This window comes from Cytobacillus gottheilii, from assembly GCF_900166665.1.
Classification (GTDB): domain Bacteria; phylum Bacillota; class Bacilli; order Bacillales; family Cytobacillaceae; genus Cytobacillus; species Cytobacillus gottheilii_A.
In genome coordinates this window covers 1,476,069-1,489,632 of sequence record NZ_LT800494.1, presented here as the reverse complement: position 1 = coordinate 1,489,632, position 13,564 = coordinate 1,476,069, and the positions used below count along the sequence as shown (strand labels likewise).

The window sequence follows — 13,564 nt, the reverse complement described above, 5'->3', positions numbered from 1 at the left end:
TTACTTTTCTCCAGCTAGAGCAACAAACGCTTTGGTTAAATTGGTTTTTGTGATTCTACCTAATACTTCCAACCCTTCTTCTGTCTCTTTAACAATCGGAAGAGAGTCAATTTGTTTATCAATCAGCTTGTGGGCAACATCAAGCAATAAGTCATCTTTCTTGCATACAGTGATATTGGGCATTCTTGTCATAATAATATTTACAGGTATAGCCGAAAGTTCCTGCTTGCCTATGCTGGCTCTTAATAAATCTTTTCTGGAAAGAACTCCTACCAGCAGGGATTTTTCATCTACCACAAACAAAGTTCCGACATCTTCCAAGAACATTGTAACAATGGCATCATATACGGACACATTTTCCTTTACGACAACTGGAATAGACTGATAGTCCTTCACAAATAATTTCTGCATGTTCTCAGTCAGAAGCTGCGCACCTGTTTTTCCTGTGTAAAAATATCCTACTCTAGGTCTGGCATCAAGGTAGCCGGCCATCGTTAATATGGCCAAATCTGGCCGTAATGTAGCTCTAGTCAAGTTTAACTGCTCTGCTATATTCTCACCTGTAATGGGGCCGTTTTCCTTAACGATTTCCAGAATTTTTTCCTGTCTTTTATTCAGTTCGATTTCGTTCACCACCTTGCTTATGTATGTGTATTCGATTCAATAAGACATACTATTATAGAAACATTATATACTATTTACACAAAATGAACAGAATAGATTCCTTTCAAATTTGTGAATAAAAACCTCAATACAGTAATGTGAAAGAGCTTGCCGCTATGACAAGCTCATCCACAGGTCTTTTCATGATGTTTTAGCTGCTTAGTAATGCAGACCGAAGTGCTCACAGTGCTAATTAGCCTGCTAAACTGGAGTTCCGTACCTATCTGTTTTCGTTACGTTAAATAGCATATATTAAATAAGTTTCTACACACCCGCTAAGTGCCCGACACACCACAAAATGCGGCCTGAAGGGAAAGTTTTATTTAACAATAATCTCATTCACATTTGCAAATTGACGAATGAGGTCTGCCAGTTTTGCCATCTGACTTAAACGATTTGCACGAATATTTTCTTGCTCCGCCATAACCATTGTATGTTCAAAATAACCGTCTATGGCTGGTTTTAATGAAACAAGCAAGTTGTATAAACGTTTCTCATCTGAAATTGTTTGCAGCTGGTTGCGAACTTCCTCATATTTGCTAAACAATTCTTTTTCATAATTGTTTTCAAATAAACTTGCATCTACTTCACCAACATGCTCAGCTTTCGAAGAAATATTCAATACACGGCCTAGAGCTTCCATATTTTCTTTAAAATCAGGGTTTTGTTTCTCTTGCTCCAATACTTCCGCACGTTTGACTAATGAAGGCATTGAGCCTAATTGATTCCCAAGAACAGCTTCAATAAGGTCGTATCTAATGCCGCGCTCTTGAAGAATATGCTTGATACGCAGTTTAAAGAAGGCATATAAATCTTTTTGAATGTCTTCTAATGCTTTTTTCGCGATTTTATCTTCCTGAACAAACTCCAACGCAAGATCAATGATGCTTTCAAGCTCCAGACCCCAATCTTTTTTCAGGAGGATCTGTACAATGCCTGTCGCTTGTCTTCTCAATGCATATGGGTCTTGTGAACCACTTGGAATAATGCCAATTGCAAAGCAGGCTGCAATTGTATCTATCTTTTCAGCTATTGATAATAACGCCCCCACATTGCTTTCTGGCGTCCCGTCTTCAGCATTTCTAGGCATATAATGCTCATTAATCGCTTGGGCAACTGCGGGATCTTCACCCTTTTGCAATGCATATTTTTCCCCCATAAAGCCTTGCAGTTCCGGGAATTCATAAACCATATGTGTCACAAGGTCAAATTTCGCAATTTCAGCTGCACGATCTGCCTGCTTGGTCTCATTTTCATTAAAGGTTAATAATCCTGCTAGCTTATTCGTTACCTTGCGCACTCTTGCAGTTTTTTGTGATAGCGTTCCGATTTCCTCATGATACACAATGGATTCCAGCTTTTTCAGCGAATCACTGATCGCTGTTTTTTGATCTTCATTGTAAAAGAACGCTGCATCAGAAAGTCTAGCTCTTAATACTTTTTCATTTCCTTTTGCCACATTTTCAAGATGCTCATGCCCGCCATTTCTCACCGTAACAAAGAAAGGAAGGAGCTCTCCATCTTCTGATTTAACAGGAAAATAACGCTGATGTTCTTTCATCGATGTAATAAGAACTTCCTGTGGGATCTGCAAAAACTCTTCCTCAAACTTTCCAAAAAGCGCTGTCGGATATTCAACCAGGTTATTAACTTCTTCAAGAAGATCTTCATCGACTGGAATGACCCACCCATGTTCTTCTTCAAGCTGTTTCAGCTGGTTGCGAATACCTTCTTTTCTTTCATCCGAATTAACAAGCACGTACTGAGACATTAATGTTTTTTCATAAACATCCGGGCTGGTAATTTCCGTGCGTTCACCCAAGAAGCGATGACCCATTGTCCAATTGGATGTCTGTACACCAGCAATGGAAAATGGAACAATTTCAGAACCGAATAATGCGATGATCCATTTTATCGGGCGGATATATTTTAGCTCTTCGTCTGCCCAGCGCATATTTTTAGGGAAAGACAAGGACGTAATGACATGCTGCAGCTCTGGTAAAAGCGAACTCGTTTGCTGGCCTTGAATAAACTTTTTCACATGAACATACTCAACACCATTAATTTCTTTATAGAAAATATCTTCGACTGTTGCTCCTTGACCTCTGCAAAATCCAATGGCAGCTTTCGTCCACTCGCCATTTTCGTCTTGTGCGATTTTTTTAGCTGGACCCTTTGCTTCTTCATGTACATCCTCTTGTGCTTCACTGATGCCTTCCACCACTACAGCAAGACGGCGGGGTGTTGAAAATGCAGTAACATGATCAAAATCAATCTTTTTTTCCATCATCCAAGCTTGAATTTTATCAGAAAGCTGATTCATTGAATTTGTAACAAATCTTGCAGGCATTTCTTCAAGACCAATTTCTAAGAGGAGATCTTTTTTAGACATCTTAATTTTCCTCCTTTGCTTGCAGGATTGGGAATCCTAACTTTTCACGCTCTTCATAGAATGTTTTCGCTATTTTTCTTGCTAAGTTTCGGCAGCGTCCAATATAACCAGTTCTTTCTGTGACGGAAATGGAGCCTCTTGCGTCTAACAAATTGAACACATGTGAGCATTTCAGTACATAATCATAAGCAGGATGCACGAGTCCTTCCTCCATTTGACGATGTGCTTCTTTTTCATAAATATTAAATAAGTTAAACAGCATGTCAGGGTCGCTCGTTTCAAACGTATATTTAGAATGCTCATATTCCGGCTGCAGGAAAATGTCTCTTACAGTAAAGCCATTTGTCCACTCCAGGTCAAAGACATCTTCTTTATCTTGAATATAAGAAGCTAAACGTTCAATTCCGTATGTAATTTCCACAGATACCGGTTTACATTCAAGACCGCCAACCTGCTGGAAATACGTAAATTGTGTAATCTCCATTCCATCAAGCCATACTTCCCAGCCTAAGCCAGCACAGCCCAAAGATGGATTTTCCCAGTTATCTTCAACAAAACGAATGTCATGCTTAAGCGGGTCGATTCCTAATGCCTTAAGTGAATCAAGGTATAATTCCTGAATATTATCTGGAGAAGGCTTCATAATCACCTGGAACTGATGATGCTGATAAAGGCGGTTAGGGTTTTCACCGTAACGGCCATCTGCTGGACGACGGGATGGCTCCACATAAGCGACATTCCAAGGCTCCGGTCCAATTGCCCTTAAAAATGTATACGGACTCATTGTGCCCGCTCCTTTTTCTACATCATAAGCCTGCATTAAAATACAGCCTTGCTCTGACCAATGCTTCTGCAAAGTCAGAATCATGTTCTGAATATTCATCTTACATCTCACCCTTTTTTATAAAATTGATGTTAGACATCAGGGACTTGTTACTTTTAAAATATAAAAAACTCCCGCCCCTATGCCTAAATACGGCATAGGGACGAGAGTTAACCCGCGGTTCCACCCTATTTGCCAAAGCAAAAGCTTTAGCCTCTTTCAACGTTATGTCGCTCGTAAAGTGCCCTTCCTTAACCCTTCTATTGCCTAGCTCCCACCACCCTAGGTTCGCTTTTATAGATTGAATTAAGTACTCCTCTTCGTCATCGCAACTATTAATATTTGAATCATAGCGAAAATCATTTTTAAAGTCAAATATTACTTTAAGAAGCCATCGAATTTCTCCATTTGATTTAAAAACTTTTTTGATTTTAAATTTAAGCCAGAGTTTTCATCATAATAAGCCGTGATGATTTTCTTCAATTCTGCCTTCGTTTCTTCTTTGACTGATATATCTCCTAGTCTCGATAAATCAAAATAATAAAACACCCTTAACAACCGGACCGCTGCAGGTGATAGTTTGTAATGGTACGGATCCTTCTCAAGGCAGCGATGGCATATAAGACCACCTTCACGAATAGAAAAAGAGAAATGCCCATCGGCACTTCCGCAAACCGCACACTGATTTAACACCGGATATAACCCGAGTGTATTCAGCATTTTCATCTCAAAAATATTCACAATAATGTCGGGATCATAGCCTTCATTAATCAGATTCAACGATTGAAATAATAGCTCAAATAAAAATGGATTTGGCTTTCGATCTTCAACACTTCTATCTAAGAGTTCTACAATATACGCAGCATAAGCCGTAAGGAAAATATCTTCCTTAATCGATCGCATCGAGGAAATCATTTCTCCTTGCTGCATCGTACCCAGCCCGCTCCCTCTTTGCATAAGAAAATATCCATATGTAAAAGGCTGGGTGACGGCGGAGAGCCTGCTATTCGGCTTTTTTGCTCCGCGTGCCATCATCCCAACCTTTCCCCATTCGCGCGTATATAAGGTAACGATTTTATTGCTTTCTCCATAATTCGCTGTTCTAATGACTATGCCTTCACATTTTTCAAGCATATTCGTCACCATCCCTATATTTAGACAATCCTATGAGATGGGAAAATCAACCTCTGCTAGCTCTTCGTCCTGATTTCCGGGTATATCACTTGTTTCCTTTTGCAATTCCTTAAAAAGAAGATATGTGTCAATATTACCTGTTTGCGAAAAGACCTTCCAGGTAAATTCCATCATCGATAACCCCACCTTTCCGTTTTTAACTAGCAATGCAATTATGATTCCTTAACATTATCATAGCCTGTCTTTTAAAAATCATAAGACGAAAAATTTGTAAATTAAAATCGTTCATTGAACATGAATAACGATAATATTTTAGATAAGAGAATTAATATTCGTCTTCTCTAAAACCAAAGTCACGCAGCTGTGTCATCTTATTGCGCCAATCCTTTTGCACCTTAACCCAAAGCTCTAGAAACACCTTTGATCCGAGCAGGTTTTCAATATCCAATCGTGCCCGCTGTCCAATCTCCTTCAGCATCTTCCCTTGTTTGCCAATGACAATTCCTTTTTGCGAATCTCGCTCAACAATGATGGTAGCCATCACATGAACAAGATCTTTATCATCTTTTCTTTCCATTTTATCAATCAGAACGGCAAGTGAATGCGGAATTTCTTCTCTGGTAAGATGCAGCGCTTTTTCTCTTATTAATTCAGAAACAATAAAGCGCTCCGGATGATCGGTTACCTGATCAGCAGGATAGTATTGAGGACCTTCAGGCATGTATTCTTTCAACTGCTCCAGCAGGGTTTCAACATTATTACCTTCTAGAGCTGAAATCGGAACAATTTCCTTAAAATCATACTTTTCTTTGTACGATTCTATGACGGATAACAGCTGATCTGGGTGAATTTGGTCAATCTTGTTAATGACAAGGAAAATGGGCGTATTCACAGTTTGAAACTTTTCGATGATAAACTCTTCGCCTTTTCCAAAACCTTCTTCTGCGTTGACCATAAACAGGACTACGTCCACGCCTTTCAGCGTATTCTGGGCCACCTTCATCATGAAGTCTCCCAATTTATGCTTTGGTTTATGAATACCCGGTGTATCAATAAAGATAAACTGGGCATCCGCCTTTGTTAAAACTCCCTGCACTTTATTTCTTGTTGTCTGCGGTTTATCACTCATAATAGCAATCTTCTGACCAATAACTCTGTTTAGAAAAGTCGACTTGCCGACATTTGGTCTGCCAATAATGGAGATAAACCCTGATTTATGCGTTTGTTCGTTATTCATTTAAATCCTCCGGTGAAAATGCGCCAGGCAACAGCTCTTCTACTGAAAGCTCTTTAATAGCTCCATTTAAGTTTGTTAGTATAATTTTTGTATCTTTGCTGCATAGTTCAGAGATTACTTGGCGGCATGCACCACAAGGAGCAACAGGCCCATCTGTATCTGCTACTACTGCAATTGCTTTAAATTTAGTAATTCCATCAGAGTATGCCTTAAAAAGCGCTGTTCTTTCTGCGCAGTTGGTCATACTGTATGCTGCGTTTTCAATATTGCAGCCATGTATAACAGTACCGTCTTCTGTAAGGAGAGCTGCGCCAACCTTGAATTTAGAATAAGGTACATATGCTTTTTCTCTTGCTACTTTTGCTTCTTCGATTAATTGTGTGATTTCCACTATACATTCTTCCTTTCGATACCAAGACCGAAGCCTTACTCTTATTTTACATCATTTCAAAAACAATTTCATGGGTTGTTGCCAAATTGTAATAAAAAATTTGAAAATTCAGTTAATGAATTAGCCCTAATTGTTTGCTGTTCTGTTATTTTAGCCGATTTAGGCAACGGTTTCAAATAGGTAATGACAGTGTTTACAAAATCTTTGCTGTTCTTTAACAATTAGTAAGAGGCAAGTGGTTATTTATTGTACAACTTACTTCGAACCGCTGACTTCTATCGCTATTCCAATAATATTTATCCATGTGACTCTGAATCGATGACTTCTGAGGTGATAATGAAGATTAGTTAACCAACTTACCGGAATACTGACTTCGGGGGTTATCAAACCTTTTATTACAATGAAGATATTTGTTTGGCTCTGATTATTAGATGGGAATCCATCTCAAGAAGGAGTTTTGTTTTGTATTGTTTACGCACTTATCGCTACACAATTTAACAGTATCAGGATATCAGTGGCATGTTTACACTCTTATCGCGACTCTGTTTACCCTNATGATTTTCTTCAATTCTGCCTTCGTTTCTTCTTTGACTGATATATCTCCTAGTCTCGATAAATCAAAATAATAAAACACCCTTAACAACCGGACCGCTGCAGGTGATAGTTTGTAATGGTACGGATCCTTCTCAAGGCAGCGATGGCATATAAGACCACCTTCACGAATAGAAAAAGAGAAATGCCCATCGGCACTTCCGCAAACCGCACACTGATTTAACACCGGATATAACCCGAGTGTATTCAGCATTTTCATCTCAAAAATATTCACAATAATGTCGGGATCATAGCCTTCATTAATCAGATTCAACGATTGAAATAATAGCTCAAATAAAAATGGATTTGGCTTTCGATCTTCAACACTTCTATCTAAGAGTTCTACAATATACGCAGCATAAGCCGTAAGGAAAATATCTTCCTTAATCGATCGCATCGAGGAAATCATTTCTCCTTGCTGCATCGTACCCAGCCCGCTCCCTCTTTGCATAAGAAAATATCCATATGTAAAAGGCTGGGTGACGGCGGAGAGCCTGCTATTCGGCTTTTTTGCTCCGCGTGCCATCATCCCAACCTTTCCCCATTCGCGCGTATATAAGGTAACGATTTTATTGCTTTCTCCATAATTCGCTGTTCTAATGACTATGCCTTCACATTTTTCAAGCATATTCGTCACCATCCCTATATTTAGACAATCCTATGAGATGGGAAAATCAACCTCTGCTAGCTCTTCGTCCTGATTTCCGGGTATATCACTTGTTTCCTTTTGCAATTCCTTAAAAAGAAGATATGTGTCAATATTACCTGTTTGCGAAAAGACCTTCCAGGTAAATTCCATCATCGATAACCCCACCTTTCCGTTTTTAACTAGCAATGCAATTATGATTCCTTAACATTATCATAGCCTGTCTTTTAAAAATCATAAGACGAAAAATTTGTAAATTAAAATCGTTCATTGAACATGAATAACGATAATATTTTAGATAAGAGAATTAATATTCGTCTTCTCTAAAACCAAAGTCACGCAGCTGTGTCATCTTATTGCGCCAATCCTTTTGCACCTTAACCCAAAGCTCTAGAAACACCTTTGATCCGAGCAGGTTTTCAATATCCAATCGTGCCCGCTGTCCAATCTCCTTCAGCATCTTCCCTTGTTTGCCAATGACAATTCCTTTTTGCGAATCTCGCTCAACAATGATGGTAGCCATCACATGAACAAGATCTTTATCATCTTTTCTTTCCATTTTATCAATCAGAACGGCAAGTGAATGCGGAATTTCTTCTCTGGTAAGATGCAGCGCTTTTTCTCTTATTAATTCAGAAACAATAAAGCGCTCCGGATGATCGGTTACCTGATCAGCAGGATAGTATTGAGGACCTTCAGGCATGTATTCTTTCAACTGCTCCAGCAGGGTTTCAACATTATTACCTTCTAGAGCTGAAATCGGAACAATTTCCTTAAAATCATACTTTTCTTTGTACGATTCTATGACGGATAACAGCTGATCTGGGTGAATTTGGTCAATCTTGTTAATGACAAGGAAAATGGGCGTATTCACAGTTTGAAACTTTTCGATGATAAACTCTTCGCCTTTTCCAAAACCTTCTTCTGCGTTGACCATAAACAGGACTACGTCCACGCCTTTCAGCGTATTCTGGGCCACCTTCATCATGAAGTCTCCCAATTTATGCTTTGGTTTATGAATACCCGGTGTATCAATAAAGATAAACTGGGCATCCGCCTTTGTTAAAACTCCCTGCACTTTATTTCTTGTTGTCTGCGGTTTATCACTCATAATAGCAATCTTCTGACCAATAACTCTGTTTAGAAAAGTCGACTTGCCGACATTTGGTCTGCCAATAATGGAGATAAACCCTGATTTATGCGTTTGTTCGTTATTCATTTAAATCCTCCGGTGAAAATGCGCCAGGCAACAGCTCTTCTACTGAAAGCTCTTTAATAGCTCCATTTAAGTTTGTTAGTATAATTTTTGTATCTTTGCTGCATAGTTCAGAGATTACTTGGCGGCATGCACCACAAGGAGCAACAGGCCCATCTGTATCTGCTACTACTGCAATTGCTTTAAATTTAGTAATTCCATCAGAGTATGCCTTAAAAAGCGCTGTTCTTTCTGCGCAGTTGGTCATACTGTATGCTGCGTTTTCAATATTGCAGCCATGTATAACAGTACCGTCTTCTGTAAGGAGAGCTGCGCCAACCTTGAATTTAGAATAAGGTACATATGCTTTTTCTCTTGCTACTTTTGCTTCTTCGATTAATTGTGTGATTTCCACTATACATTCTTCCTTTCGATACCAAGACCGAAGCCTTACTCTTATTTTACATCATTTCAAAAACAATTTCATGGGTTGTTGCCAAATTGTAATAAAAAATTTGAAAATTCAGTTAATGAATTAGCCCTAATTGTTTGCTGTTCTGTTATTTTAGCCGATTTAGGCAACGGTTTCAAATAGGTAATGACAGTGTTTACAAAATCTTTGCTGTTCTTTAACAATTAGTAAGAGGCAAGTGGTTATTTATTGTACAACTTACTTCGAACCGCTGACTTCTATCGCTATTCCAATAATATTTATCCATGTGACTCTGAATCGATGACTTCTGAGGTGATAATGAAGATTAGTTAACCAACTTACCGGAATACTGACTTCGGGGGTTATCAAACCTTTTATTACAATGAAGATATTTGTTTGGCTCTGATTATTAGATGGGAATCCATCTCAAGAAGGAGTTTTGTTTTGTATTGTTTACGCACTTATCGCTACACAATTTAACAGTATCAGGATATCAGTGGCATGTTTACACTCTTATCGCGACTCTGTTTACCCTCATCTGGATAATAGAGGGGTTTTCACTCTTATCGCGAACACATTTACCAGCATCTGGATAACACTGTCTTGTTTACGCACTTATCGCGACTCCATTTACCATATTTGAATAATAATGGCCTGTTTACACTCTAATCACAAAACGGTTTACCTGCAACTAGATATCGATCAGTCCCCCAATCTATTTCACCTAAAAAAACTGCCAAAATGGCAGCCTTTACAAACCGATACTATCAATTATTTTGGGCACAAAGATCATGACACCGATCACAATAGCGGTTATGGCATAAACAAGAACTGCAGCTGCTGCAATGTCTTTTGCTTGCTTTGCCAATGGATGATACTGGTCAGTCACTAGATCAACTACTCGCTCGACTGCCGTATTCATAAGCTCAAGCGCGATCATGCCGCCAATTACTAAGATCACTACAAGCCATTCATATCTGCTGATTGAAAAGAAAAAGCCAGTACCAACGATCATCGGCATAATCAGCAGATGAACTTTCAAGTTTCGTTCACTTCGAGAAGCCGATGAAAGCCCCTCTGCAGCATAAGAAAAAGACTTTGCAACGGCTTTTAACCCTTTATACTTTTTATCTTTCGAGGCCGAATTCATCCAGTAAAACCTTCTGACGAGAGAACATGATTTTTTCGTCTTCTTCAGTTTCATGATCATACCCTAAAAGATGTAAGAAGCCGTGCAGTGCAAGAAATCCTAACTCCCGCTGAAAGCTGTGTCCATATTCTTCTGCCTGTTCTTTTGTTTTTTCAATTGAGATGATTATATCTCCGAGGACTCTTGGCATTTCAATTCCTAATAAGGCTACTTCACCTTCTCCGAGCTCTTCCATCGCAAATGAGATCACATCGGTAGGCTTGTCTTTATCTCGGTATTCTCTATTTATCTCTTGTATTCTTTCATTTGTGACAAAAGTGATCGACACCTCCGTTTCACTTTCCACACTTTCTTTTTCTGCTGCAAAATTTAACAGCTTTTCGATTTGACCTTGATCCTGAGCTGAAATTTCATTCGTTTCATCCAAAAAATCAATATTTAAACTCATGCTTCCTTCACCTTCTGTTTTGTCATTTCGGGATATTCAATGCGAGAATGGAATATTCCATTTAATGTTTCACTAAATGATTGAGCAACAATTTCAAGCTCTTTTAACGTTAAATCACATTCATTAAGCTGACCATCCTGCAGTCGATCGGCAATAATTTTCTTGATTAAATCTTCAATCTGCTCTGGAGTAGGGGTTGACATGGATCTTACAGCTGCTTCAACACTATCGGCAATCCCAATGACCGCAGCTTCCTTTGTTTGTGCTTTTGGACCTGGATAGCGGTAGTCCTCTTCTTTCACATCCAGCCCTTTCTCCTTCGCCTTATAGAAAAAGAACTTAAGCAAGGTTGTGCCATGATGCTGCTCAGCGATATCAATAATTTCCTTGGGCATTTTGTGTTTTTTTAACATTTCAGCTCCATCCGCTGCATGAGCAATAATAATATTTCTACTCGTTTGCGGCGGCAGACGATCATGAGGGTTTTCGATATTCATCTGATTTTCAATAAAAAACTGAGGCCTTTTCGTCTTGCCAATATCATGATAATAACAGCCTACTCGTGCAAGAAGACCGTTAGCTCCAATCGCCTCGCAAGCAGAATCCGATAAATTCGCAACCATTACACTGTGATGATAAGTACCAGGAGCCTCTGTTAAAATTTTTCTCAATAAAGGATGGTTCGGATTTGACAGCTCAATTAGCTTCATTGCCGACAGCATTCCAAATCCTGTCTCGAAAAATGGAAGAAACCCAATCGTTAATACTGCTGAAGCAATACCTGAAATCAAAGCTGCTGCAAAATAGAAACCATACTCTAGTGGATCATACTGACCATTACGCAAAAATAGCAATGAGAAAATAACAATGATATTTACAATCGATACAAAAAGACCTGCCTGCAAAATTTTTGAGCGATGATTATGATTTGTTAAGAAAAGAATTCCTGCCATTCCACTGCATAGTATATAGATCCCGGCTGTGACATGGAGTGTACCTGTGATGCCTTCATTAAAAATAATACAGCCGCACAACGTACTAATAATTGTAAAAAAGATCGCAAGCTTTTCATTTATCAATATCTTGATTAACATGACTCCCATTGCGGCTGGAAATATGTAAACAATTTCTGAGTAATCGAGGTCGTGAAAAAAGCTAATTGCTTTCATAAGCAATGTGGACAGAACTAAAATCAGACTAAATAACAAGAGCTGACTTTGCTTCTTTTCCGCTTTTACATCATGCTCATGAAAATAGTAATAGATGGCTCCTAAAATAAGGATAATGATAAGTAATAGTCCAAAATAAGATTGAACTGAATTTTCATTGTCTGTCAGACCAACTAACTCAAGCTGTCTGAATACATCCCGGCTAATCAGCTGATTTTGCTCAACAAGAATCTGTCCTTGTAAGATCTTTACCGGTTCTACACTTTCAATAGCCTGCTGTCTCATTTCCTGTGTAGCAGCAGGGTCGTAAAATTCATTTTGGTAAACGGCATATCGGCCGAGCTCAATGGCAGCTGTCTTCAAACCGGTGCTCATACTTGTCAGCTTAAGCTCTTCTTCAAGCCTCTTCTTTGCATTCTCTACCTCATCAGCCGGAATACGAGATTGCATCACGTTATTAATGGAGGTAACGGTTAGATCATGCGCAATGCTTAAATCATCCTGTCCAGCCTGCAGGAGTGCCCGAAGTGATTGATCCGACACTTCCTTTGTTACACCTTCTGTTAGCTTTTCTTTCATAAGGGAGAGCTTTTCGTCTATGGTTGGTTCTTCAATCTCAGCAGCTTCGTCTTCTGTATTTTCAGCGATCTCCTGAGCGGCTTTTTCTCTTTCAGCCAGCTCCTCTTCAATCTCATCATTTACCTCAGTTGCAGAACTAAAAATGGATGTGACTAGGTCAACACGATTTTGAGTAATTTCTTTTTTGACAACATAGACATCCTGTACCTGGTTCTCCGCCTCTTTTTTCTTTAACTCAGTGCTTTCTTTATCCTCAACGGTGATAGGAGATCGAATGGTTTGCTCCGAAACAGAGAACAAACTCAAATTTAACATTTCTGGTCTGACATTCGCGAACATAGAAAGATATAAAACAACTCCTAAAACAACAAACAGCAATAATTTAAACATCTTAACATTAAGCAGATTTCTTATTTTAGCCATATTCCGCTGCAGCTTATCCAAAAAGATCCCTCCTACCATACCACAATATGACGTTTGCGCTATATCTATAATTATGTAAAATAATATCAGCTTTTTAGACAAATTTCATTAAAATGACAGAAAGTTTTCATACTTCATTACTAATAGGGTAACCTAATCTGATAGATAATAGCAAATTATACCAAAAATTATTAAAATATATTCAGGAAAAGCGAGCCCAAACGGTCTCCCATTACTATATAGAATATTGCAGGTAGAAGATTAATAAATGGTTTTAATGGCACTCATTA

Annotated in this window: 13 protein-coding genes, 1 pseudogene and 1 other annotated feature; all 14 genes and pseudogenes read right to left on the bottom strand. The window is 38.7% G+C overall.

Annotated elements, in window-relative coordinates; translation table 11 throughout:
- The gene (locus B7E07_RS07245) at positions 1–636 is read right to left on the bottom strand and encodes a helix-turn-helix transcriptional regulator (RefSeq protein ID WP_080845011.1); all 636 of its coding nucleotides are present in this window, start codon (positions 634–636) and stop codon (positions 1–3) included.
- Between the two features lie 346 nt (positions 637–982).
- On the bottom strand, positions 983–3,055 hold the full coding sequence (gene glyS, locus B7E07_RS07240) for a glycine--tRNA ligase subunit beta (RefSeq protein ID WP_080845010.1): 2,073 nt from the start codon (positions 3,053–3,055) through the stop codon (positions 983–985).
- Between the two features lies 1 nt (position 3,056).
- Positions 3,057–3,938 carry a glycine--tRNA ligase subunit alpha gene (glyQ, locus tag B7E07_RS07235; protein ID WP_080845009.1) on the bottom strand — a complete coding sequence of 294 codons (882 nt, stop codon included), beginning with the start codon at positions 3,936–3,938 and terminating at the stop codon, positions 3,057–3,059.
- 96 nt (positions 3,939–4,034) lie between these two features.
- Positions 4,035–4,214, bottom strand: a binding site (T-box leader).
- Positions 4,215–4,256: 42 nt separating this feature from the next.
- Entirely contained in the window at positions 4,257–5,012 is a 756-nt protein-coding gene (recO, locus tag B7E07_RS07230) for a DNA repair protein RecO (RefSeq protein ID WP_080845008.1), read from the bottom strand.
- A 30-nt stretch (positions 5,013–5,042) separates the two neighbouring features.
- Complete coding sequence (locus B7E07_RS07225) at positions 5,043–5,186, bottom strand: YqzL family protein (RefSeq protein ID WP_080845003.1); 144 nt, start codon at positions 5,184–5,186, stop codon at positions 5,043–5,045.
- 151 nt (positions 5,187–5,337) lie between these two features.
- Complete coding sequence (era, locus tag B7E07_RS07220; RefSeq protein ID WP_080845001.1) at positions 5,338–6,249, bottom strand: GTPase Era; 912 nt, start codon at positions 6,247–6,249, stop codon at positions 5,338–5,340.
- Positions 6,242–6,640 carry a cytidine deaminase gene (locus tag B7E07_RS07215; protein WP_080845000.1) on the bottom strand — a complete coding sequence of 133 codons (399 nt, stop codon included), beginning with the start codon at positions 6,638–6,640 and terminating at the stop codon, positions 6,242–6,244. Before B7E07_RS07215 ends, era (B7E07_RS07220) begins: the two co-directional genes overlap by 8 nt.
- A 556-nt stretch (positions 6,641–7,196) precedes the next feature.
- Positions 7,197–7,859 (bottom strand): annotated as a pseudogene (gene recO / locus B7E07_RS07210) (DNA repair protein RecO); the annotation flags it as partial.
- Between the two features lie 30 nt (positions 7,860–7,889).
- The gene (locus B7E07_RS07205; protein WP_080845003.1) at positions 7,890–8,033 is read right to left on the bottom strand and encodes a YqzL family protein; all 144 of its coding nucleotides are present in this window, start codon (positions 8,031–8,033) and stop codon (positions 7,890–7,892) included.
- A gap of 151 nt (positions 8,034–8,184) precedes the next feature.
- Positions 8,185–9,096: a GTPase Era gene (gene era / locus B7E07_RS07200; protein ID WP_080845001.1), complete on the bottom strand. Its 912-nt coding sequence runs from the start codon at positions 9,094–9,096 to the stop codon at positions 8,185–8,187.
- Entirely contained in the window at positions 9,089–9,487 is a 399-nt protein-coding gene (locus tag B7E07_RS07195; RefSeq protein ID WP_080845000.1) for a cytidine deaminase, read from the bottom strand. Before B7E07_RS07195 ends, era (B7E07_RS07200) begins: the two co-directional genes overlap by 8 nt.
- A 769-nt stretch (positions 9,488–10,256) precedes the next feature.
- A complete protein-coding gene (locus B7E07_RS07190; protein ID WP_080844998.1) occupies positions 10,257–10,655 on the bottom strand; it encodes a diacylglycerol kinase family protein in 399 nt (132 codons plus the stop codon).
- Entirely contained in the window at positions 10,633–11,103 is a 471-nt protein-coding gene (gene ybeY, locus B7E07_RS07185; protein ID WP_080844995.1) for an rRNA maturation RNase YbeY, read from the bottom strand. Before ybeY ends, B7E07_RS07190 begins: the two co-directional genes overlap by 23 nt.
- Positions 11,100–13,295 (bottom strand): HD family phosphohydrolase, encoded by a 2,196-nt coding sequence (locus B7E07_RS07180; RefSeq protein ID WP_080844992.1) that lies wholly within the window; start codon positions 13,293–13,295, stop codon positions 11,100–11,102. Before B7E07_RS07180 ends, ybeY begins: the two co-directional genes overlap by 4 nt.
- Positions 13,296–13,564 lie beyond the last annotated feature (269 nt).

Bases quoted from the DNA above. Each gene is read 5' to 3' on its own strand.
- B7E07_RS07225 (WP_080845003.1), bottom strand. From the start codon at position 5,186: ATGATGGAATTTACCTGGAAGGTCTTTTCGCAAACAGGTAATATTGAC.
- era (WP_080845001.1), bottom strand. From the start codon at position 9,096: ATGAATAACGAACAAACGCATAAATCAGGGTTTATCTCCATTATTGGC.
- ybeY (WP_080844995.1), bottom strand. From the start codon at position 11,103: ATGAGTTTAAATATTGATTTTTTGGATGAAACGAATGAAATTTCAGCT.
- era (WP_080845001.1), bottom strand. From the start codon at position 6,249: ATGAATAACGAACAAACGCATAAATCAGGGTTTATCTCCATTATTGGC.
- B7E07_RS07205 (WP_080845003.1), bottom strand. From the start codon at position 8,033: ATGATGGAATTTACCTGGAAGGTCTTTTCGCAAACAGGTAATATTGAC.
- glyS (WP_080845010.1), bottom strand. From the start codon at position 3,055: ATGTCTAAAAAAGATCTCCTCTTAGAAATTGGTCTTGAAGAAATGCCT.
- glyQ (WP_080845009.1), bottom strand. From the start codon at position 3,938: ATGAATATTCAGAACATGATTCTGACTTTGCAGAAGCATTGGTCAGAG.
- recO (WP_080845008.1), bottom strand. From the start codon at position 5,012: ATGCTTGAAAAATGTGAAGGCATAGTCATTAGAACAGCGAATTATGGA.
- B7E07_RS07190 (WP_080844998.1), bottom strand. From the start codon at position 10,655: ATGAATTCGGCCTCGAAAGATAAAAAGTATAAAGGGTTAAAAGCCGTT.